Consider the following 20218-nt stretch of genomic DNA (forward strand, 5'->3'; position numbering starts at 1 on the left):
TGCCCTGGGCAGTCAACGTGCGCGTAGTGACGAGTCGGGGTGTCATACTCAACGTGGGAGGTGTTGATGGTGATACCACGAGCTTTTTCTTCTGGCGCGTTATCGATCTGGTCGAAAGCACGTGCAGAACCGCCGTAGGTTTTAGCCAGAACGGTGGTGATCGCTGCAGTCAGGGTAGTTTTACCGTGGTCAACGTGGCCGATAGTACCAACGTTAACGTGCGGTTTTGTACGTTCAAATTTTTCTTTAGACACGGCTATATTCCTTACTATAGCGCTCTCCCCTTCTGGAGAGAGCACGGGACTTTGGTTTTAACCCTGCGGCTTATTTGCCACGGGCTTCGATTACGGCCTGAGCGACGTTGTTCGGTGCATCATCATACTTCAGGAATTCCATGGTGTATGATGCGCGACCTTTAGTCAGAGAACGCAGCTGAGTTGCGTAGCCGAACATTTCGGACAACGGTACTTCAGCGTGGATCTTAACGCCAGTCACTTCAGATTCCTGACCGCGCAGCATGCCGCGACGACGGCTCAAGTCACCGATAACGTCACCGGTGTTCTCTTCTGGAGTCTCAACTTCAACCTTCATGATAGGCTCAAGCAGAACTGGTTTCGCTTTCTTAAAGCCTTCTTTAAAGGCGATAGACGCGGCCAGTTTAAACGCCAGTTCAGAGGAGTCAACGTCGTGGTAAGAACCGAAGTGCAGACGAATACCCATGTCTACTACCGGGTAACCAGCCAACGGACCAGACTTCAGCTGCTCCTGGATGCCTTTATCAACGGCAGGGATGTATTCGCCAGGAATTACACCACCTTTGATGTCGTTGATGAACTCGTAACCTTTCGGGTTAGAGCCCGGCTCCAGTGGGTACATGTCGATCACAACGTGACCGTACTGACCGCGACCACCAGACTGCTTGGCGTGCTTACCTTCAACATCGGTAATCTTCGCGCGAATCGCTTCGCGGTAAGCTACCTGAGGTTTGCCCACGTTAGCTTCAACGTTGAATTCACGCTTCATGCGGTCAACGATGATGTCGAGGTGCAGTTCACCCATACCGGCGATGATGGTCTGGTTAGACTCTTCGTCAGTCCATACGCGGAATGACGGGTCTTCTTTAGCCAGACGGCCCAGAGCCAGACCCATTTTTTCTTGGTCAGCTTTGGTTTTTGGTTCAACGGCGATAGAGATTACCGGCTCAGGGAATTCCATACGCTCCAGGATGATTGGAGAGTCTGGATCACACAGGGTGTCCCCGGTGGTCACGTCTTTCAGACCGATCGCAGCGGCGATGTCGCCTGCGCGAACTTCTTTGATCTCTTCACGCTTGTTGGCGTGCATCTGAACGATACGGCCGAAACGCTCGCGCGCAGCCTTAACGGAGTTCAGCACGGTGTCGCCGGAGTTAACAACGCCGGAGTACACGCGGAAGAAGGTCAGGTTACCCACGAACGGGTCGGTAGCGATTTTGAACGCCAGCGCAGAGAACGGCTCGTCATCACTTGCGTGACGCTCAGCCGGAGTGTCTTTGCCATCGTCCAGGATACCGTTGATCGCAGGAACGTCAGTTGGTGCCGGCAGGTATTCGATTACCGCATCCAGCATCGCCTGTACGCCTTTGTTCTTGAACGCAGAACCACAGGTAACCAGGATGATTTCGTTGTTCAGCACGCGCTGACGCAGAGCGGATTTGATTTCTTCCTCGGTCAGCTCTTCGCCGCCCAGGTATTTTTCCATCAGCTCTTCGGAAGCTTCCGCAGCGGACTCGATCAGGTTCTGGCGCCATTCTTCAGCCAGATCCATCATGTCAGCCGGCACGTCTTCGTATTCGAAGGTTACGCCTGCGTCTTCTTCGTTCCAGTTGATCGCCTTCATCTTCACCAGGTCGATAACGCCGGTGAATTTGTCTTCTGCGCCGATAGCCAGCTGCAGAGGAACAGGGTTGGCGCCCAGACGAGTTTTGATCTGGCCTACAACTTTCAGGAAGTTAGCGCCCATACGGTCCATTTTGTTAACGAACGCGATACGTGGCACTTTGTATTTGTTAGCCTGACGCCATACGGTTTCAGACTGTGGCTGAACACCACCAACAGCACAGTAAACCATTACCGCGCCATCCAGCACACGCATGGAACGTTCTACTTCGATGGTGAAGTCAACGTGCCCTGGGGTGTCGATGATGTTTACGCGATGCGGTTCGAACTGCTTGGCCATACCAGACCAGAAGGCAGTAGTCGCTGCAGAAGTGATGGTAATACCACGCTCCTGCTCCTGTTCCATCCAGTCCATGGTGGCAGCGCCGTCATGAACTTCACCGATTTTGTGGTTTACACCGGTGTAGAACAGAATACGTTCGGTAGTGGTGGTTTTACCGGCGTCGATGTGAGCACTGATACCGATGTTACGGTAGCGTGCAATGGGTGTTGTACGAGCCATTTGATTCCTCTATTCCTAGGGCGTTCAAGTTCAGTTAACCCAAGCGGGCCGATTTGACGCGCCCGCTTGGTTAGCATGACTACAGCCGGATGATTACCAGCGGTAGTGGGCGAACGCCTTGTTGGCTTCGGCCATACGGTGAACGTCTTCACGCTTCTTAACAGCAGAACCTTTGTTCTCTGCTGCGTCAGACAGCTCGTTCGCCAGGCGCAGAGCCATGGATTTATCACCGCGTTTACGTGCAGCATCAACGATCCAACGCATTGCCAGAGCATTACGACGAACCGGGCGGACTTCAACTGGTACCTGATAAGTAGAACCGCCAACGCGACGCGACTTAACTTCTACAGTCGGGCGAACGTTGTCGAGAGCGACTTCGAAAGCTTCCAGGTGATCTTTACCAGAACGCTGAGCCAGGGTCTCCAGCGCGGTATAGACGATTGCTTCTGCAGTAGATTTTTTACCGTCTACCATCAGGATATTTACAAATTTGGCCAGCAGCTCAGATCCGAACTTAGGATCTGGCAGGATTTTACGTTGGCCGATTACGCGACGACGTGGCATGGAAATACTCCGTTGTTAATTCAGGATTGTCCAAAACTCTACGAGTTTATTTTGACATTAAAGTTAAAACGTTTGGCCTTACTTAACGGAGAACCATTAAGCCTTTGGCTTCTTCACGCCGTACTTGGAACGAGCTTGCTTACGGTCTTTAACACCGGAGCAGTCAAGTGCACCACGGACGGTGTGGTAACGCACACCTGGCAAGTCTTTTACACGACCGCCACGGATCAGGATTACGGAGTGTTCCTGCAGGTTGTGGCCTTCGCCACCGATGTAGGAAGTCACTTCGAAACCGTTGGTCAAACGCACACGGCAAACTTTACGCAGTGCGGAGTTTGGTTTTTTCGGGGTAGTGGTATATACGCGGGTGCATACGCCACGTTTCTGCGGGCAGGCTTCCAGCGCTGGAACGTTGCTTTTAGCAGCCTTCACAGAGCGTGGTTTGCGAACCAGCTGGTTAATTGTTGCCATTAAAAAAGCTCCTGGTTTTTGCTTCGTACTAGCTTCGTAAACATGTGATAAATCCCCTCGTATGCACTACTGGCAAAGTACGAGGACGCAGAATTTTAGGGCTGACCAGTATGGGTGTCAAGAAATATACAACATCACTCTTATCACCAGGCCATTTGGCTGCGGTGTTGTTCGGTTAATTCAACGAAGTGATTATAGCCGACGACAGTGATTTCGTGCGAAAAATGACCAACCAATCCCCGGGCTTCCAGGTCGTCCTGCAGCGCATAAAGGGATATGGGGGCGGCGAGCAGCAATTCAAGATGAGCGCTGCCGGCAAGGCCTGCCAGCACGCCGTCCTGCAGCAGCAACAGCGCGTCGCCCTGCGCCGTCAGGCGCAGCAGCGCAGGCAGGTCACATTGGTTTGGCGAATGGCTCAGGGTATACAGCATCAGAGGATCCTAAAACGTCATCACGGCGTCGTAGCCGTCCAGTTCGCGGCGCAGCTCGTCCGGCGCCAGCACCTCGGCGTCCAGCACCCAATCGGTCACCTGGCTCAGTCCGCGTTCCTGCAGTGAAGCCTGGCACAGATAGCACCGCTCCACGTCATACAGCGGCAGCACGCCAAAGGTGGCAATGTAATTGCGCGCCAAAATCTTTTCCGGCTGTTGGCCCGGCAACAGCTGCAATACGCCATCGCCGACAAAAAACACCCCCACATCTTCACTGAGCGCCGACGTGGCGAGCAGCGCATCCAGCCCTTCCCTGCCGCTGGCGCCGCCGTGCGGCCCATGGGTGAAAACAAAAGCGACTCGTTTCATCCTATCCTCAGAACTGCACCAGACGGTCGCAACTTAGCGACGCTTCGGCCAGGGAACCCAACCCGCTCAGGGTAAAACCGGGCTGCAGGTTGGCGCTTGCCAGCCCCTGCTGCGCCGCCTCCCGCTCATCGGTGACGCCGCGGCGCAACGCGGCGGCCACGCAGACGTTGAGCGCCACGCCGTGTTGCTGAGCCAGCTGCGCCCAACCGCGCACCAGGTCGAACTCATCGCTGGCGGGCGCGGTCAGCTGGTTGGCGTTCAATACCCCTTCACGGTAGAAAAAGACGCTGGAAAGCCGGTGTCCTTTCGCCAGCAGGGCCTGAGCGAACTGATAGGCGCTGCTGGCCTGCTGCGTGCCGTAAGCCGGACCGGTGACCAACAGACAATAATCGAGCATCAACGGTCGCTTCCCAACAGATCGCCGCTCTTGAACTGGCGGATGTACAAATACACGGTGTGTTTGGAGATATTCAGGCGATCCGCCACCTGATTGATCGCATCCTTGATGTCGAAGATGCCTTTCTCATAGAGGTTTAGCACTACCTGGCGGTTCTTGGCGTTATTGGATACCGAGCGATCGGCATTCACCTCTTCGATGGTGAACTCCAGCGTCTGCGCCACCAGATCGTCGACGGAAGAGGCGAAATTCACCGACGACGGCACGTCCTGCGTGGCCGGCGGCATAAAGGTCTGCATGATCTGCGAGAACGGCACATCGAGGTTCATGTTGATGCACAGCAGGCCGATTACCCGCTGTTCGCGATTGCGAATGGCGATGGTCACCGACTTCATCAGCACGCCGCTCTTGGCGCGGGTGAAGTAGGCTTTCGACACGCTGCTGTCGTCGCCGGCCATGTCGTGCAGCATGCGCAGCGCCAGGTCAGTGATCGGCGAACCGATTTTACGCCCGGTATGTTCCCCGTTGGCGATGCGCACCGCCGAACTGTTCAGGTCTTCCAGCGCGTGCAATACGATCTCGCAGTGGCCGCCGATCAACATCGCCAGCCCATCGACCACCGCTTCATAGGATTTCAGGATTTCATGATCCGTTTGAGTAAACGGACGTTCATTCAGCAAATCAAGTTCGCTGGCTTCGCTGGATAAAAGCGAATTCGACATCGAAGATACCACCCTCATAGATCGCCTGTGCCAGGGGGCGCAGCTAAAACCGCTCGGACCGGATCGCTGCCGTCGTCGGCACGCCGCAGCGCGGCTGGCTGAGAGCAGCATAAACGGCACGATGACATCCGCGGGCGAGGCGGCCGGGAACAATTTTAGGTACACGCCCTAAGGGGCAGACGCATGACTGATAAGTCAGAATTATTAGTCTAGCAAAGCGACCGGAGCAAAGTCCTTGCGTTTGCGCGTGGTATTGACGTTAAGCCCGATGCCCGGCAGGCGTCAAGCGTTCAATGGAGAGAGAAGCGGCGGCGGTCGAAATGAAAACCGCCGCGGAGGGCATCCGCGGCGGTGGCAAACAGAGCGACGAGATTATTTCGCTTTAGCGTCTGCTTTCGCGTCAGCCGATTTTTCGGCTTTAGCGTCGGCTTTCGGCGCCGCTTTCACGTCCAGCAGCTCAACGTCGAACACCAGCGTGGAGTTAGCCGGGATGCCCGGAACGCCGGTTTTGCCGTAGGCCAATGCCGGCGGGATCACCAGCTTGATTTTGCCGCCTTTCTTGATGTGCTTCAGGCCTTCGGTCCAGCCCGGGATCACGCCATCCAGACGGAACGACAGCGGCTCGCCGCGGGTGTAGGAGTTATCGAACTCAGTACCGTCGGTCAGGGTGCCTTTGTAGTTTACTACCACGGTGTCGCTGTCTTTCGGCGCTTCACCCGCGCCCGGTTTCTCTACCTGGTACAGCAGGCCGGATTCGGTTTTCTTCACGCCTTTTTCTTTCGCGAAGCTGTCGCGGTACTTGGCGCCTTTGGTTTCGTTGTCCTTGGCGTCCTGTTCCATCTTCGCCTGAGCGGAAGCCTTCACGCGCGCTTCGAAGCCCTGAAGGGTCTTCTCGATGTCGGCGTCGTTCAGCTTGCTCTTGTTGGCGAACGCGTCCTGAACGCCGGCGATCAGCTGATCTTTGTCCAGTTTGATGCCCAGCTTCTCTTGCTCTTTCAGAGAGTTGTCCATGTAACGGCCGAGAGAGGCGCCCAGTGCGTAAGCGGCTTGCTCGTCGTCGTTTTTGAACTTGCCGGTGCTCGGAGCTGCCGCCGCGTCCGCTGGTTTAGCGGCTTCTGCCGGTTTGGCGGCATCGGCTGCCATGACCTGGGTCGCATTCAGAGCAAAAGCCATGGTGGTTGCCAGAAGCGTGACTTTAAACAAAGATTTCATCCATTTCTCCAGTGTCTGAAGCAATGCCCCAAACAATCATTAGGTAAGATAACCGGGCTACTATAGCTGCCTGAAACAAAACAAAACAGTCGCACAGGTAACCAATCGAGTCAAAGTGTGACTCCCGCTTTGCCAAGAAGTTTCCCCCTGTGTGCTACTCGCATGATAAATCAGATTTTTCTTGCAGAATATTCGGCGAGGTTAGCAAAAAACGGCGTATCGGGCGTGCAACTTTTCAGCACTTTACACTGCCGATCGCAACGTTGCGCGCCGCCTGGAGAAATAGCGCGAGCAAACCCGGCGTCAGCTGTTACCATAGCGCCGAATCAGGATTTTATCGCGTCAGAGGTAGCCTCATGCACAACGCCGACATTCAACGCCTGCTACAGCGGCTTGAAGAACTGGAGAGCCGCCAGGCCTTCCAAGAGCTCACCATCGAAGAGCTCAACCAGACCGTCATCCAGCATCAAATGGAAATGCTGAAGATGCGCGAACACCTGCGCATGTTGACCGACAAGCTGCGCTCGACCCAAACCTCAATGATCGCCTCGCAATCGGAAGAAACCCCTCCGCCGCACTATTGAGGGCCCGCTGCGCGGTTATTTCAGGCGTGCCAGCCCGTCGACGGCACGCTCGAGATAGCGGCGCGGGCACCCCAGGTTGATGCGGATAAAACCGCTCCCCTGCGGGCCGAAACCGCTGCCCATCGACGGCGCCAGCTTCGCCACCGCCACCAGCGCCTGCTGTAAGTCAGCATCGTTCAAACCCAGTGCACGGCAATCCAGCCAGGCGAGATAAGTCCCTTCAGCCTGGGTCATCGTGCACCAGGGCGCGGCGGCCGCCAGCGCCTGCTCAAACCAGCGCCGATTCTCCGCCAGGTAGTCGAGCAGCTCATCAAGCCAGGCAACGCCCCGTTGATAGGCCGCGGTCGCCGCCGTCATCGACAGCGCGTTGAATACATCCAGCCCGTGGGCGTTCAGCCGATCGACAAACGCCTGCCGCAGCCGGGCATTGGGGATCAGAAAATTCGAAATGCGCAGCGAAGAGAGTCCGAAGGTTTTGCTGGCGGACGTCGCCGCAATCACCCGCTCGCGATATTCCTCGTCCAGATGCAACACCGATGTAAACGTCTCGCCGGGCAGCAGCAGATCGGCCCAAATTTCATCGGAGATCACCGTGACATCGTGGGCGTGGCAGAGCGCCATGAGCCGCTCCAGTTCCTCGCGGCGCCAGCAACGGCCGGTCGGATTGTGCGGATTGCACAGCAACAACAGCGGCGGTTTGCGCTGCGCCAGGCAGGCGGCCAGCTGGTCGAAATCGATCCGGTATCCCTGCGGGGTTTCCAGCAGCGGATTTTCAATCACCTCTCTGCCGTTCATGGTGACTATCTTGGCGAACGAGCCATAGTACGGCCCCTGCACCACCACGCCGTCCCCCGGCTTGCTGAGCAGTTGGATCAGCATCGCCAACCCCGGCACCACCCCTTCAATCGACGTGAACCACTCGCGCCGCAGCGGCAAGTCGTGCCGCTTGGCAAACCAGTCGATCGCCGCCTGGTAGTAGGCGTCGTCGCGTTCGCTGTAGCCAAAGACGCCGTGGTCCACCCGCTGATGCAGCGCCTGTTGCACCTCCGGCGGGCATGGAAAGTCGAAATCGGACACCCACATCGGCAACAATTCGCTGCCGTCCAGTTGCAGATAGCGGTCGATGAAGTCCCACTTCACGGAGCCGGTATTGTGGCGATCGATGATGGCGTTGAAATGACTCGTCATGTCAGGCTTCCTACGCTGCAAGTCGTTCTGAGGTTGGAGTTTGGCGATACCGAAGCCGGTGAAGCCATAAATCAGGGCGAACACCACTGCGACATAACATTGGATCGCCCACGGCAGCAGATCGAGCGTGCTCACTCCCAGCGTGGTCGCCATGTAAATACCGGCGGCCGTCCACGGGATCAGCGGCTCGATGACGGTGCCCGCATCTTCGACGGTGCGCGACAGGTTTTTGTTGTCCAGCCCCATGCGTCGATAGGCCCCTTTGAACAGCTCCGCCGGGATCAGCAGCGCCAGCTTGCCGTCGCTGGTCGCGCCGGTCACCAGGATGGTGGTGGCAACGGTAGCGGCGATCAGTTGACCGGTGGTGTGCACCACTTTCAGCAGCCGGCTGATGATCACCGTCAACGCGCCGGTCAGCGTCAAGGCGCCGGCGAAGGAAAAGGCGCAGAACACCAGCAGGATCGTACTCATCATCGAGAACATGCCGCCACGGTTCAGCAGGCGCGGCACATCGGCGACGATCCCTTCAACGTTATGGCCCTGGCTGGCGAACATCGACAGATGGAAACCGTCCATCAACGCATTCAGCCCCTGTTGCAGGCTAAAACCCTGCAGCGCGACGCCGATGGCGATCGCCAGCGCGCAGGCGGCCAGCATGACGGGGATCACCGGCCGTTTGGTCACCGCGCCCCACAGCACCAGCACCGGCGGCAGGATCAACAGCAGATTGAAATGGTACAACCCCTCAAGCGCGCTGACGATTTCGGTCACTTTTTCCGGCGTTGCCACGCTGCCCACCGCGCCGGTGTGGCCGGCGATCAGGTACACCACGGCGGCCAGGATGAAGCTCGGCAGCGTCGTGTACATCAGATGCTGGATATGGCTGTAGAGATCGGTATCCGCGACGATAGCCGCGAAGTTCGTCGAATCGGACAACGGGGAAATTTTGTCGCCGAAGTAGGCGCCGGACACCACCGCCCCGGCCGCGGCGGCCAGCGGCACGTCCAGACCGGCGGCCACGCCCATCAGCGCCACGCCCACGGTGCCGGCCGCCCCCCACGAGGTACCGGTGCACACCGAGATCACGCTGGTGATGAAGAACGCGGCGATCAGAATGTATTGCGGGCTAATCAGCTTCAGCCCCCAATACACCATGTAAGGGATTGTGCCGCTGATCATCCAGGTGCCGATCAGCCCGCCCACGCAGATCAGGATCATGATCACCGGCATCGCCTTAGCCAGCTTGGCCACGATGGCCCCGATGATGTCATCCCAGCGGTAGCCTTGCCACCAGGCCAACGCGGCGGCGTTGCGGTGGTAGTTAAACTCGCGCATCGCCTTCTCGACGCGTTCGCGGGTCACCGGCTCAACGTAGGCGGTATTATTGATCACCCGGCTGACGGTGGCCGTGGAAACGCCGGCGCGCCGCGCAACGTCTTTCATGGTGGCCATGGCATGTCCTGTTGTGCCGTTCGGCGCCCGGTGCGCCGCGCATAAAAAAGGGCAGCCGATGGCCGCCCTCTTGTCTCGTGATCGCGTTCTGCTTAGTGGCAGCCGCAACCGCCGTTACCGCAACCGCCTTTACCGTGGTCGTGACCATGGTCGTGATCGTGGCTGTGGCCGTGACCGCCGCAGCAGCCTTCACCGTGTTCGTGGTGATGGTCGTGCTCGCCGTGTACGTGACCGTGCGCCAGTTCTTCTGCGGTCGCTTCGCGGATCGCGACAACTTCCACGTTGAAGTTCAGGTTTTGGCCGGCCAGCATGTGGTTGCCGTCAACCACCACGTGGTCGCCGTCAACTTCGGTGATTTCAACCGGTACCGGGCCCTGATCGGTGTCAGCCAGGAAACGCATGCCGACCTGCAGTTCGTCAACGCCCATGAAGACGTCTTTCGGTACGCGCTGCACCAGGTTTTCGTCGTAGTTGCCGTACGCGTCGTTCGCGCCGACGTGAACGTCAAAACGATCGCCAACGTCGTGGCCTTCGAGCGCTTTTTCCAGACCTGCGATCAGAGAACCATGCCCGTGCAGATAGTCCAGCGGTGCGCTCACCGGAGACTCATCAACCAAAACACCGTCTTCTGTACGTACTTGGTAAGCCAGGCTGACTACCAAGTCTTTTGCTACTTTCATGATATCTCCTACCGTTGGCTACTAGGACGCACACCGTTATCGGGATGCGCGCCTTTTCCGGACAGATTGTAACGGAAATCTGCCTCGCTGTACCCTTCGGGATAAAAAAACGCTACTTCGGCTGAAAAATGCCGATCACCTGCTCTTGCGGTCGAACGTGTTTTTCCACCTGTTGTTCGGTCTGGCGCTGGTGATGGCCGCACTTGACGCACTCCACCACTTCCACCTGATCCTCCCGCCACACCGCCAGCGTATCCATGGCGCTACAGCTTGGGCACACCGCCCCGGCGATAAATCTCTTACGTGTTGCAGACATCGTTATGCTCCCGCTTATTCGTATTCATCCCAGCCGTCAAACTGGCGACTTTCTTTTTGCATTTCGCGATGGAACAGCTCTTCCAGCTCGCGCCGCGCCTCTTTCACGCGGGAAATTTGCGCCACGTCGCCCTGATGCGGCGGCATCAGTTCACGCAGCATGCGCATATCCAGGCGGCGGAAATGCTGCTGGGCGCGGAAGGCCTGATGGGGGTGCATGCCCAACTCCATCAACGCCTTGCGCCCCAGTTCCAGCGCGCTGGAGAAGGTTTCGCGGCTGAACTGTTTTACGCCCGCCTGCAGCAACTCATGCGCCTCCACGCGGCCGCGTGCCCGCGCCAGAATACTCAGATTCGGGAAGTGCTGCTGGCACAGCCGCACGATCTCCATGGTGTCTTCCGGCTCATTGCAGGTAATCACGATCGACTTGGCCTTTTCGGCGCCCGCCGCGCGCAACAGCTCCAACTCGGTGGCGTCGCCGTAATAAACCTGATATCCGTAACGCCGCAGCACCCCGACGGCGCTGACGTCGCGTTCCAGTACGGTAATGCGCATTTTGTTGGCCATCAACAGGCGGCCGATCACCTGGCCGAAACGCCCGAAGCCAACGATGATCACCTGAGGATCGTCGTCCTCTACGTACGGCGTCTCCTCGTCTTCGCCTTTGGCGTTATAGCGGCGCGCCAAAATGCGGTCGATGGCCTGCATGAGTAACGGTGTGGTCATCATCGACAGCGTCACTACCACCAACAGCAAAGAGAGTTGATCCGGCTGCAGCACCTTTTGCGCGCCCGCCGCAGAAAACAGCACGAAGGCAAACTCACCGCCCTGGCTGAGCACGCCGGCAAACTGCAGGCGCACCGAACTACGCAGGCCGAACAGGCGCGACACGCCGTAGAGCACGCCGGATTTCACCGCCACCAGCGCCAGTACGCCGATCAACACCTCGGCCAGATGGGTGTAGAGCACGCCGATATTCAACACCATGCCCACCGAGATAAAGAACAGTCCCAGCAGCAGCCCTTTAAACGGCTCGATGGAGATCTCCAGTTCGTGGCGGTATTCGCTCTCCGCCAGCAGCACGCCGGCAATGAAGGTGCCGAGCGCCATCGACAGGCCAAGCGTCTCCATAAACAGCGCCGAGCCGAGCACCAGCAACAGCGCCGCGGCAGTGAAGATCTCGCGCACGCCGGAAGCGGCGATATAGCGGAACAGCGGCCGCAGCAGGAAGCGGCCGCCGATCAGCATGCCGCCGAACGCCGCCACCTTGAGCGCGATCTTCGCCCAGTCGTCGCTGGTGCCGCCGGCGCCGGCCAGGATGGGGATCAACGCCAGCGCCGGGATCACCGCCATATCCTGGAACAGCAGCACCGAGAAACCCAGCTGCCCGCCTTCGTTGCGATTCATGCCCTTTTCGCGCATCAGCTGCAGCGCCATGGCGGTGGAAGACATCGCCAGGCCGATACCGCCGATCACCGCCGCCTGCCAGGCGAAGTGCGTCAGGTACAGCAACGCGCCCAGCACCGCCGCGGTGATCAACACCTGGCCGGCGCCGGCGCCGAAGATCGAGCGCCGCAGCTCCCACAGCTTGCTGGGGTTCAGCTCCAGGCCGATGATGAACATCAGGAACACCACGCCCAACTCGGAGAAGTGCAGGATCTCGTCAACGTCGCGAATGAAGCCCAATCCCCACGGGCCGATGGCGATACCGGCGATCAGATAGCCCAGCACCGCGCCGATCCCCAGACGGCGGGCGATCGGCACCGTCACCACCGCGGCGAACAGGAACAGCAAAATGGCGGTCAGTAAGGTCGATCCTTCCATGATCATCGTCCTCCGTGCGGCAGCGGGTGGCTCAGCCAGTCCCCGTAGGCGTCCGCATGGCTGCGCAGCACCTCCGGCTTTTGCCGCCGCGCCCAATACACCACGAACGGCGTCAACCAATGCATATGGCACATCCCGGCGGTCAGCTCGAACGGCCGCAGGATATCTTCCATCGGATAGTGGTTATAACCGCCGGTACGGTAGGCGCCTTCCGGCTCGCCGGTGGTGATCACCGAGCGCCAGTACTTGCCCGCCAGCGCATTGCCGCCCACGCCGCTGGCGAAGCCGCGCGCCAGCACGCGATCCAGCCACTCCTTCAGCAGCGCCGGGCAGCTGTAGGTATAAAGAGGATGCTGAAACACGATGACCTGGTGCTCACGCAGCAGCTGTTGTTCGTGATGGATATCGATAAAAAAATCAGGATAGTGCGCGTAGAGATCGTGCACGGTGACATGTTCCAACTGCTGCGCCGGTCGAAGCAAAACCCGGTTCGCCACCGAGTCATGAGATTCCGGATGGGCATACAGCAGCAAGACCTTGGGCGGCTGCGACATCATTCCCCTCCAAAGCGTCGTCAGGGTAGCGGTTTTCCGTTACCATGCATCGCAAAGACAAAAACAGCGCGCGGTGCGCGTTCTGTTACCTTAATGATAATTTAACATACTCTGAACATACGGCGCTTTATGATTGTATTCTCCTCGCTACAAATCCGACGCGGCATCCGCGTCCTGCTGGACAACGCCACGGCGACGGTTAATCCAGGTCAGAAGGTCGGCCTGGTGGGCAAAAACGGCTGCGGCAAATCCACGCTGTTGTCGCTGCTGAAGGGCGAGATCGCGGCGGACGGCGGCAGCTTCACCTTCCCCGGCAACTGGGCGCTGGCCTGGGTCAACCAGGAGACGCCGGCGCTGGACGTGCCGGCGATCGAGTATGTTATCGACGGCGACCGCGAGTTTCGCCAGCTTGAAGCCGAGTTGCAGGCGGCCAACGATCGCAACGACGGCCACGCCATCGCCACCCTGCACGGCAAGCTGGACGCCATCGACGCCTGGACCATCCGTTCCCGCGCCGCCAGCCTGCTGCACGGCCTCGGCTTCTCCAACGAACAGCTGCAAAGCCCGGTGCGCGACTTTTCCGGCGGCTGGCGCATGCGCCTCAACCTGGCGCAGGCGCTGGTGTGCCGTTCCGATCTGCTGCTGCTCGACGAACCGACCAACCACCTGGATCTCGATGCGGTGATCTGGCTGGAACGCTGGCTGAAAAGCTATCCCGGCACGCTGGTGCTGATCTCGCACGACCGCGACTTCCTCGATCCGATCGTCGACAAGATCCTGCATATCGAACAGCAGACGATGAACGAGTACACCGGCAACTACTCGTCGTTCGAACGCCAGCGCGCTACCAAGCTGGCGCAGCAGCAGTCGCTGTATCAGCACCAGCAAGAGAAAGTGGCGCACCTGCAAAGCTATATCGACCGTTTCCGCGCGCAGGCCACCAAGGCCAAACAGGCGCAGAGCCGCATCAAGATGCTGGAGCGCATGGAGCTGATAGCCCCGGCGCACGTCGACAACCCGTTCACCTTCAGCTTCCGCCCGCCGGAAAGCCTGCCGAACCCGCTGCTGCGCATGGAAAAAGTCAGCGCCGGGTATGGCGATAAAGTGATCCTGAAGTCAATCAAGCTGAACCTGGTGCCCGGCTCGCGCATTGGCCTGCTCGGCCGCAACGGCGCCGGGAAATCGACGCTGATCAAACTGCTGGCCGGCACCCTGGAGCCGCTGAGCGGCGAGATCGGCCTGGCGAAAGGCATCAAGCTGGGTTACTTCGCCCAGCATCAGCTGGAATTTTTGCGCGCCGACGAATCGCCGCTGCAGCACCTGAGCCGCATCGCCCCAAGGGTGCTGGAGCAGCAGCTGCGCGACTATCTGGGCGGTTTCGGCTTCCAGGGCGACAAGGTCAGCGAAATGACCGAGCGTTTCTCCGGCGGCGAGAAGGCGCGGCTGGTGCTGGCGCTGATCGTCTGGCAGCGCCCGAACCTGCTGCTGCTCGATGAACCGACCAACCACCTGGATCTCGACATGCGTCAGGCGCTGACCGAGGCGCTGATCGATTTCGAAGGCGCGTTGGTGGTGGTATCGCACGACCGTCACCTGCTGCGCTCCACCACCGACGATCTGTACCTGGTGCACGATGGCCAGGTCGAGCCTTTCGAGGGCGATCTCGACGATTATCAGCAGTGGCTTGTCGACCTGCAGCGCCAGGAAAGCCAGCAGGACGCGCCGGAAAAAGAGAGCGGCGGCAACAGCGCGCAGGCGCGCAAGGATCAAAAACGCCGCGAGGCGGAGTTCCGTACGCAAACCCAACCGCTGCGCAAGCAGATCGCCAAGCTGGAACAGCAGATGGAAAAACTGGGCGCCGAACTGGCGGCGGTGGAGGAACAGCTGGCGGATCCCGCGCTGTACGACATCAGCCGCAAGGCCGAGTTGACCGACTGCCTGCAAAAGCAAAGCCAAGCCAAATCCGCGCTGGAAGAGACGGAAATGACCTGGCTGGATGCGCAGGAACAGCTGGAGCAGTTAACGCAGGCGTTCGAAGCCTAAGCCTCAGGCCTTGTAAAAAGGTTTATCCCCCAGAATGGTCGCGCGGTGCATGATGCGCCGCTGCGGCAGATAATCCGCGTTGGCGTAGTGCTGCGTCACGCGGTTATCCCAGATCGCCACGTCATTTTCCTGCCAGCGCCAGCGCACCTGAAACTCCGGCTTAGTGATGTGAGCGAACAGGAAATTCAGTAAAGCATCGCTCTCCTTCGGCGCCACATCCACGATCCGCGTGGTGAACCCTTCATTGACGAACAGCGCCTGTCGGCCGCTGACTGGGTGAGTGCGCACCACCGGATGCAGCAGCGGCGGGTTTTTCTGCACCGCCAGTTGCCAACGCTGGTGTTCTTCTTCGCTACCGCGATGCTTGTGCTCCGGGAACGACTTGGTGAAGTCATGCTCTGCGCGCAACCCCGCGAGCAGCGTTCTGAACGGCGCCGACAGCGCTTCGTAGGCCGCGATGCCGCTGGCCCACAGCGTATCGCCGCCGGTGGCAGGCAAGGTCTTGGCCGCCAGGATCGCGCCCAGCGGCGGGTTCTCGATAAAGGTCACGTCGGTGTGCCAGTTGTCGTTGTCCGGCGGATTGTCGTCGTGAGTATCGAGCACGATGATCTCTTCCACGTCGGTGGCGTGCGGATAGACCGGATGGATATGCAGATCGCCGAAGCGCCCGGCCAGATCGCGCTGCTGCAACGGCGTGATCGGCTGGTTGCGGAAGAACAGCACCTGATGCTTGAGCAACGCATGATAAAGCTGTTCAAACTGGCCGTCGCCCAACGGCCGGGCCAATTCGACGTTTTCCACCAGCGCCCCGATGTAAGGCCCCAGCGGGGTGATATTCAGACGTTCGTTCATTGCTGTACTCCATGCCACGGGGTCAATCGGCGCTGCAGGGCGCGCAGCCCCAGCTCCAACCCAAATGCAATCACCGCAATCACGCCGATGCCGGCCAACACCACGTCGGTCGCCAAAAACTCGCCGGCGGATTGCACCATAAATCCCAGGCCGCGCGTGGCGGCGATCAGTTCGGCGGCCACCAGCGTCGACCAGCCGACGCCCAGCCCGATGCGAATGCCGGTCAGGATCTCCGGCAGCGCGCTCGGCAGCACCACGAAACGCAGCACCTGCCAACGCGTGGCGCCCAACGCGCGGGCGGCGCGCACTCGTACCTGCGCCACGCTGCGCACGCCGGCCACGGCGGAGAGCGTCACCGGCGCGAAGATCGCCAGATAAATCAGCAAGATTTTCGAGGTCTCGCCGATGCCGAACCAAATCACCATCAGCGGCAGATAGGCCAGAGGCGGCACCGGACGATAGATCTCAATCAGCGGATCGAGGATGCCGCGCACCGTGTCGTTCAGCCCCATGGCGATGCCCACCGGAATACCGACGATCACCGCCGCCAGCAGCGCCACCAAAATGCGCCCCAGGCTGGCCGCCAGATGCTGCCATAGCGTGGCGTCCATAAAGCCTTGCGGGCTGGCGATGGTGATCAACTGGTGCAGCACCTGCTGCGGCGCCGGCAAAAACAGCGGGCTGATCAGCTGCAGCGCCGTCACGCCCCACCAGACGATCAACACCGTCAACAGCGTGGCGCCGCTCAACCAAACGTTGCGCGGCACGCTGAAACGGCGCGCCGCTTTGCCCTGCGGCTGGGCTGCAGCCTTCAGAGTGGAATGCAGGCTCATAGCAAGGCCTCGCGCTGTTGGAAAACTTTGCCCAGCACATATTCGCGCTGAGCGATAAATTCAGGATCGGACTTGATGGCGCGGCAGGCTTCGCCGTCGGCATAGCGCTGGCCGAAGTTCAGCGACAGCCGCTCCACCACCTGCCCCGGCCCCGGCGACAGCAGTAACAGTTCACTGGCGAGGAACACCGCCTCTTCGATATCGTGGGTGATCAGCAGCACCTGTTTGCCGGTATCTCGCCAGATGGTTAGCAGCAGCTCCTGCATCTGCTCGCGCGTGAACGCGTCCAGCGCGCCGAACGGCTCATCCAGCAACAGCAGACGCGGATCGGCGGCCAGGGCGCGGGCAATGCCGACGCGTTGGCGCATGCCGCCGGAAAGCTGCCAGATGAAGTGCTGTTCATAGCCTGCCAGCCCCACGCGCTGCAGCATCTGCTCCGCCACCTGGCGGCGCTGCGCCTTGCCGATGCCGGCCAGCTGCAGGCCGAACTCAACGTTGTCCACCACGTTACGCCACGGCAGTAAGCCCTCATGCTGGAACACCACGCCCCGTTCGGCGCCCGGGCCGTGAACGGGCGTTCCATCCAGCGTGATGCTGCCAGCTGAAGGCTCGATAAACCCGGCGATCAAATTCAGCAGCGTGGTCTTGCCGCAGCCCGATGGGCCGAGCACCACCACCAGTTGCCCGGCGGCGATCTGGAACGACACGTCACGCAGCGCGGGCCGCCCCTGATACTCTGCTGAAAGATGATTGACGTTTAGCATCCTGCTTCCTTACGACTGCGGCGCAGCCTGCACCTGTTTCACAAAACGGTCGGTGACGTAAGCGCTGTAGTCGCTGTCGACCTGCGGGATCTTGCCCTGCTGCTTGAGGAATTCGGCGGTATCGCGGATTGCCTTGTCCACCGGCTGGCCGAGTTGGGCAACCTGATCGGCCACCGGCAGATATCGGTTCCCCTTCACCAGTTCCGGCACCTGCGCTTCCGGCACGCCGCTCAGGCGCGCCAGCGTGCTGAGATGGCTCGGATCTTTCAGCCACTGTTCCGGCGCCGCCAGGTAGGCCTTTTGCGCCTGCAGGGCGCTGGCGGCAAAGGCGGTTACTACGTCGGGATGTTTCTCTGCGAAGTCTTTGCGCACCACCCACACGTCCAGCGTCGGCGAGCCCCATTCGCCCACCTGCGCGGAGTCGGTCAGCACCTTGCCCTGTTTGGCCAGTTCGTTGACCACCGGCGCCCAGACGTAAGCGCCGTCGATGTCGCCGCGCTGCCAGGCGGCGGCGATGGCCGGCGGCTGCAGATTGAGGATCTTCACCTGTTCAGGCTTGATGCCCCAATGTTTGAGTGAAGCCAGCAGGCTGTAATGGGTGGTGGAAATAAACGGCACCGCGATGCGCTTGCCGATCAGATCCTGCGGGCTTTTGATGTCATTTTTCACCACCAGCGCTTCGGAACTGCCGAGCTGCGAGGCGATGAGGAACACTTCGATGGGGAGTTTCTGGCTGGCGGCCACCGCCAGTGGGCTGGAGCCGATATTGCCGATCTGCGCATCGCCGGAGGCCAGCGCACGCAGCACGCTGGAACCGCTGTCGAACTTACGCCAGTCGACGGTCGCGCCGGACTGTTTGGCGAAGCTGTTTTCCGCCTGCGCCACCTTGGCCGGCTCCGCCGACGTCTGGTACGCCACGGTCACGTCCACCGCGTAGGCGCTGGCCGCGCTGAGCGACAACGCCAGCAGCGCCGCGTTGCGTAAAGAAAAGAGTTTGCCCGCCATGTTCCGCTCCGTTGATAACAATCTGTTCAGTTGCTGACAGTTTTATCTGAGCGATGACGGGCGATAAAAGAATAAAAAAGTCTTCTTTATTACCTTAGGTAATATTAAAGCGAATCACAGCACGATCGTCCCACGCAGGAACACGTGAGCGTAGCCCCCTAGCAGCGTGCGGTCCCCTTGCAGTTCGCAGAACAGCTCGCCGCCGCGCGCCGAAATCTGCCGGGCGTGCAGCCGATGGCGGCCGAGACGCGCCGTCCAGTAAGGCATCAACGTGCAATGCGCGGATCCGGTCACCGGATCCTCGCCGCCGTCGAGTGTGAAATAGCGCGAAACGAAGTCCACGGTGTCACCCGGCGCGGTGACGATCACCGCGCGGCCGGCCAATGCGATCAGCGCCGGGATGTCCGGCCGCAGCGCGCGCACCTGCGCCTCATTTTCCACCACCACCAGCAGCGCTTTCGCCTGCCACACTTCCTGCGGCTGCACGCCCAGCAGCGCCGCGAGGCCCGCCGGTTCGGCGACTTTCTGCGGCGGCCTGGCGGGGAAATCAAGCACCAGCCGCTCCCCGTCCCGCTCATCGCGCTTGACGAACAGCTCGCCGCTGGCCGAACGGAAGCGAATATCCTTCAGCGCCGGGTTAACCGCGCTGAACATCACATGCGCCGCCGCCAGCGTGCCGTGGCCGCAAAGATCGACCTCACGCTCCGGGGTAAACCAGCGGATGGCGGTCATGTCGCCGTCATCCCAGACAAAGCTGGTCTCCGGCAGGCCGATCTCGTTGGCGATTGCCTGCAGCCGCTCCGTCGGCAGTGTCTGCGTCAGCAGGCAGACCCCGGCCGGGTTGCCGCGCAGCCCCTCACCGGTAAAGGCGACCACGTGATAATAGTTTTCCGCCATCGTTCCGCTCCTTAATGCCAAATCAGTAATACACAGGCTGCAGTCAGCAGCCCCATGGAAACGTTGAAGATAACCCAGGCCTTTTTACTGCGCAGCAGGCGGCCAATCAGGGTGCCGAACGCCAGCCAGATAATGCCGGCGACGATGTTCACCACCACAATGCCCAGCGCGATCGCCGCAATGGAACCGTTGTACTTATCGCCCGCCAGGCTGAAGCTCGCCACCGCCCCCAGCGCCATCAGCCAGGCTTTCGGGTTGAGGAACTGCAGCAGCCAGCCCTGATACAGCCGCACCGGCTGCGGTGGCGCCACGTCGGTTTCCAGCTTTTCATAGGCGGCGGTGGCGACTTTCCACGCCAGCCACAGCAGGTACAGGCTGCCGAGGATTTTCAGGATCAGGTGCAGCGACGGGTAGACCAGGATCAGGCTGCCGACGCCGAACGCCACCAGCAGCAAGATGCTTTGCATGCCGAGCATGATGCCGACCATCAGCCACAGCGATCGCATAAAGCCGAAGTTAGCGCCGGAGGTGGTCAGCAGCAGATTATTGGGGCCAGGCGTGATGGCGGCGACCCACAGGAAGCCCAGCATCGAAAGGAATAAACTCGGTTCCATGGCACGGG

At 59.9% G+C, this 20218-nt stretch carries 22 protein-coding genes and 2 pseudogenes; 2 read left to right on the plus strand and 22 right to left on the minus strand.

Annotated elements, in window-relative coordinates; genetic code table 11:
* The 9 genes from ACOWVD_RS21300 to fkpA all read right to left on the minus strand — a co-directional run.
* Positions 1 to 254, minus strand: a 254-nt coding sequence (locus ACOWVD_RS21300) for a GTP-binding protein (RefSeq protein ID WP_032983140.1), incomplete at its 3' end; no start/stop codon positions are given.
* Positions 255 to 324: 70 nt separating this feature from the next.
* Positions 325 to 2439, minus strand: coding sequence for an elongation factor G (gene fusA / locus ACOWVD_RS21305; protein ID WP_004930429.1), 2115 nt, complete (start codon positions 2437 to 2439; stop codon positions 325 to 327).
* A 93-nt stretch (positions 2440 to 2532) separates the two neighbouring features.
* Positions 2533 to 3003 carry a 30S ribosomal protein S7 gene (gene rpsG, locus ACOWVD_RS21310; RefSeq protein WP_004956203.1) on the minus strand — a complete coding sequence of 157 codons (471 nt, stop codon included), beginning with the start codon at positions 3001 to 3003 and terminating at the stop codon, positions 2533 to 2535.
* A 96-nt stretch (positions 3004 to 3099) separates the two neighbouring features.
* The gene (gene rpsL / locus ACOWVD_RS21315; RefSeq protein ID WP_004930426.1) at positions 3100 to 3474 is read right to left on the minus strand and encodes a 30S ribosomal protein S12; all 375 of its coding nucleotides are present in this window, start codon (positions 3472 to 3474) and stop codon (positions 3100 to 3102) included.
* A 143-nt stretch (positions 3475 to 3617) separates the two neighbouring features.
* Positions 3618 to 3905 carry a sulfurtransferase complex subunit TusB gene (gene tusB / locus ACOWVD_RS21320; protein ID WP_164095720.1) on the minus strand — a complete coding sequence of 96 codons (288 nt, stop codon included), beginning with the start codon at positions 3903 to 3905 and terminating at the stop codon, positions 3618 to 3620.
* Between the two features lie 9 nt (positions 3906 to 3914).
* Positions 3915 to 4274, minus strand: coding sequence for a sulfurtransferase complex subunit TusC (gene tusC / locus ACOWVD_RS21325; protein ID WP_044029960.1), 360 nt, complete (start codon positions 4272 to 4274; stop codon positions 3915 to 3917).
* Between the two features lie 7 nt (positions 4275 to 4281).
* On the minus strand, positions 4282 to 4671 hold the full coding sequence (gene tusD, locus ACOWVD_RS21330) for a sulfurtransferase complex subunit TusD (protein WP_049240533.1): 390 nt from the start codon (positions 4669 to 4671) through the stop codon (positions 4282 to 4284).
* Positions 4671 to 5393, minus strand: a complete 723-nt coding sequence (locus tag ACOWVD_RS21335; RefSeq protein WP_004930418.1) for a helix-turn-helix transcriptional regulator — start codon at positions 5391 to 5393, stop codon at positions 4671 to 4673. The genes tusD and ACOWVD_RS21335 overlap by 1 nt, the downstream gene beginning before the upstream one ends.
* A gap of 372 nt (positions 5394 to 5765) precedes the next feature.
* Positions 5766 to 6605 carry an FKBP-type peptidyl-prolyl cis-trans isomerase gene (gene fkpA, locus ACOWVD_RS21340; protein WP_015379270.1) on the minus strand — a complete coding sequence of 280 codons (840 nt, stop codon included), beginning with the start codon at positions 6603 to 6605 and terminating at the stop codon, positions 5766 to 5768.
* A gap of 356 nt (positions 6606 to 6961) precedes the next feature.
* Here fkpA and ACOWVD_RS21345 point away from each other — a divergent pair, with 356 nt between their 5' ends.
* Positions 6962 to 7189 carry a SlyX family protein gene (locus ACOWVD_RS21345; protein WP_004930414.1) on the plus strand — a complete coding sequence of 76 codons (228 nt, stop codon included), beginning with the start codon at positions 6962 to 6964 and terminating at the stop codon, positions 7187 to 7189.
* Positions 7190 to 7204: 15 nt separating this feature from the next.
* Here the strand turns inward: ACOWVD_RS21345 and ACOWVD_RS21350 are convergent, their stop codons facing one another.
* From ACOWVD_RS21350 to kefG, 7 genes and pseudogenes are all read right to left on the minus strand, one after another.
* Positions 7205 to 8377, minus strand: coding sequence for a MalY/PatB family protein (locus tag ACOWVD_RS21350; RefSeq protein ID WP_197843149.1), 1173 nt, complete (start codon positions 8375 to 8377; stop codon positions 7205 to 7207).
* A 6-nt stretch (positions 8378 to 8383) separates the two neighbouring features.
* Positions 8384 to 9685: pseudogene (nhaC, locus tag ACOWVD_RS21355) on the minus strand (Na+/H+ antiporter NhaC); the annotation flags it as partial.
* A gap of 12 nt (positions 9686 to 9697) precedes the next feature.
* A pseudogene (locus ACOWVD_RS21360) lies at positions 9698 to 9829 on the minus strand (LacI family DNA-binding transcriptional regulator); the annotation flags it as partial.
* Between the two features lie 92 nt (positions 9830 to 9921).
* The gene (slyD, locus tag ACOWVD_RS21365; protein ID WP_004930407.1) at positions 9922 to 10509 is read right to left on the minus strand and encodes a peptidylprolyl isomerase; all 588 of its coding nucleotides are present in this window, start codon (positions 10507 to 10509) and stop codon (positions 9922 to 9924) included.
* A 112-nt stretch (positions 10510 to 10621) separates the two neighbouring features.
* Entirely contained in the window at positions 10622 to 10825 is a 204-nt protein-coding gene (locus ACOWVD_RS21370; protein ID WP_015379274.1) for a YheV family putative zinc ribbon protein, read from the minus strand.
* A gap of 14 nt (positions 10826 to 10839) precedes the next feature.
* Positions 10840 to 12648 (minus strand): glutathione-regulated potassium-efflux system protein KefB, encoded by a 1809-nt coding sequence (gene kefB / locus ACOWVD_RS21375; protein ID WP_015379275.1) that lies wholly within the window; start codon positions 12646 to 12648, stop codon positions 10840 to 10842.
* 2 nt (positions 12649 to 12650) lie between these two features.
* Complete coding sequence (gene kefG / locus ACOWVD_RS21380; protein WP_004930395.1) at positions 12651 to 13202, minus strand: glutathione-regulated potassium-efflux system ancillary protein KefG; 552 nt, start codon at positions 13200 to 13202, stop codon at positions 12651 to 12653.
* Positions 13203 to 13331: 129 nt separating this feature from the next.
* Between kefG and ACOWVD_RS21385 the strand changes: the two genes are divergently transcribed.
* Complete coding sequence (locus tag ACOWVD_RS21385; RefSeq protein WP_015379276.1) at positions 13332 to 15245, plus strand: ABC transporter ATP-binding protein; 1914 nt, start codon at positions 13332 to 13334, stop codon at positions 15243 to 15245.
* Positions 15246 to 15248: 3 nt separating this feature from the next.
* Here ACOWVD_RS21385 and tauD read toward each other — a convergent pair whose 3' ends face one another.
* The 6 genes from tauD to ACOWVD_RS21415 form a co-directional block, all read right to left on the minus strand.
* On the minus strand, positions 15249 to 16097 hold the full coding sequence (gene tauD, locus ACOWVD_RS21390) for a taurine dioxygenase (RefSeq protein ID WP_004930389.1): 849 nt from the start codon (positions 16095 to 16097) through the stop codon (positions 15249 to 15251).
* The gene (tauC, locus tag ACOWVD_RS21395; protein ID WP_033631937.1) at positions 16094 to 16930 is read right to left on the minus strand and encodes a taurine ABC transporter permease TauC; all 837 of its coding nucleotides are present in this window, start codon (positions 16928 to 16930) and stop codon (positions 16094 to 16096) included. The genes tauD and tauC overlap by 4 nt, the downstream gene beginning before the upstream one ends.
* Complete coding sequence (gene tauB, locus ACOWVD_RS21400; RefSeq protein ID WP_004930385.1) at positions 16927 to 17694, minus strand: taurine ABC transporter ATP-binding subunit; 768 nt, start codon at positions 17692 to 17694, stop codon at positions 16927 to 16929. Before tauB ends, tauC begins: the two co-directional genes overlap by 4 nt.
* 9 nt (positions 17695 to 17703) lie before the next feature.
* A complete protein-coding gene (gene tauA / locus ACOWVD_RS21405; RefSeq protein ID WP_421105774.1) occupies positions 17704 to 18699 on the minus strand; it encodes a taurine ABC transporter substrate-binding protein in 996 nt (331 codons plus the stop codon).
* 114 nt (positions 18700 to 18813) lie between these two features.
* Positions 18814 to 19596 carry a PhzF family phenazine biosynthesis protein gene (locus tag ACOWVD_RS21410; RefSeq protein WP_049240525.1) on the minus strand — a complete coding sequence of 261 codons (783 nt, stop codon included), beginning with the start codon at positions 19594 to 19596 and terminating at the stop codon, positions 18814 to 18816.
* Between the two features lie 11 nt (positions 19597 to 19607).
* A complete protein-coding gene (locus tag ACOWVD_RS21415; RefSeq protein WP_015379281.1) occupies positions 19608 to 20210 on the minus strand; it encodes a LysE family translocator in 603 nt (200 codons plus the stop codon).
* Between the last annotated feature and the right edge of the window lie 8 nt (positions 20211 to 20218).

It is taken from the genome of Serratia sp. SA088, assembly GCF_049065515.1.
GTDB lineage: Bacteria > Pseudomonadota > Gammaproteobacteria > Enterobacterales > Enterobacteriaceae > Serratia > Serratia nematodiphila.

Excerpts from the sequence above, each read along its gene's own strand:
- ACOWVD_RS21345 (WP_004930414.1), top strand. The coding sequence starts at position 6,962 with ATGCACAACGCCGACATTCAACGCCTGCTACAGCGGCTTGAAGAACTG.
- slyD (WP_004930407.1), bottom strand. The coding sequence starts at position 10,509 with ATGAAAGTAGCAAAAGACTTGGTAGTCAGCCTGGCTTACCAAGTACGT.
- tusD (WP_049240533.1), bottom strand. The coding sequence starts at position 4,671 with ATGCTCGATTATTGTCTGTTGGTCACCGGTCCGGCTTACGGCACGCAG.
- fusA (WP_004930429.1), bottom strand. The coding sequence starts at position 2,439 with ATGGCTCGTACAACACCCATTGCACGCTACCGTAACATCGGTATCAGT.
- ACOWVD_RS21335 (WP_004930418.1), bottom strand. The coding sequence starts at position 5,393 with ATGTCGAATTCGCTTTTATCCAGCGAAGCCAGCGAACTTGATTTGCTG.
- tauC (WP_033631937.1), bottom strand. The coding sequence starts at position 16,930 with ATGAGCCTGCATTCCACTCTGAAGGCTGCAGCCCAGCCGCAGGGCAAA.
- tusC (WP_044029960.1), bottom strand. The coding sequence starts at position 4,274 with ATGAAACGAGTCGCTTTTGTTTTCACCCATGGGCCGCACGGCGGCGCC.
- ACOWVD_RS21415 (WP_015379281.1), bottom strand. The coding sequence starts at position 20,210 with ATGGAACCGAGTTTATTCCTTTCGATGCTGGGCTTCCTGTGGGTCGCC.
- ACOWVD_RS21410 (WP_049240525.1), bottom strand. The coding sequence starts at position 19,596 with ATGGCGGAAAACTATTATCACGTGGTCGCCTTTACCGGTGAGGGGCTG.
- fkpA (WP_015379270.1), bottom strand. The coding sequence starts at position 6,605 with ATGAAATCTTTGTTTAAAGTCACGCTTCTGGCAACCACCATGGCTTTT.
- ACOWVD_RS21385 (WP_015379276.1), top strand. The coding sequence starts at position 13,332 with ATGATTGTATTCTCCTCGCTACAAATCCGACGCGGCATCCGCGTCCTG.
- kefG (WP_004930395.1), bottom strand. The coding sequence starts at position 13,202 with ATGTCGCAGCCGCCCAAGGTCTTGCTGCTGTATGCCCATCCGGAATCT.
- rpsG (WP_004956203.1), bottom strand. The coding sequence starts at position 3,003 with ATGCCACGTCGTCGCGTAATCGGCCAACGTAAAATCCTGCCAGATCCT.
- rpsL (WP_004930426.1), bottom strand. The coding sequence starts at position 3,474 with ATGGCAACAATTAACCAGCTGGTTCGCAAACCACGCTCTGTGAAGGCT.
- ACOWVD_RS21350 (WP_197843149.1), bottom strand. The coding sequence starts at position 8,377 with ATGACGAGTCATTTCAACGCCATCATCGATCGCCACAATACCGGCTCC.
- tauB (WP_004930385.1), bottom strand. The coding sequence starts at position 17,694 with ATGCTAAACGTCAATCATCTTTCAGCAGAGTATCAGGGGCGGCCCGCG.
- kefB (WP_015379275.1), bottom strand. The coding sequence starts at position 12,648 with ATGGAAGGATCGACCTTACTGACCGCCATTTTGCTGTTCCTGTTCGCC.
- tusB (WP_164095720.1), bottom strand. The coding sequence starts at position 3,905 with ATGCTGTATACCCTGAGCCATTCGCCAAACCAATGTGACCTGCCTGCG.
- ACOWVD_RS21370 (WP_015379274.1), bottom strand. The coding sequence starts at position 10,825 with ATGTCTGCAACACGTAAGAGATTTATCGCCGGGGCGGTGTGCCCAAGC.
- tauA (WP_421105774.1), bottom strand. The coding sequence starts at position 18,699 with ATGGCGGGCAAACTCTTTTCTTTACGCAACGCGGCGCTGCTGGCGTTG.
- tauD (WP_004930389.1), bottom strand. The coding sequence starts at position 16,097 with ATGAACGAACGTCTGAATATCACCCCGCTGGGGCCTTACATCGGGGCG.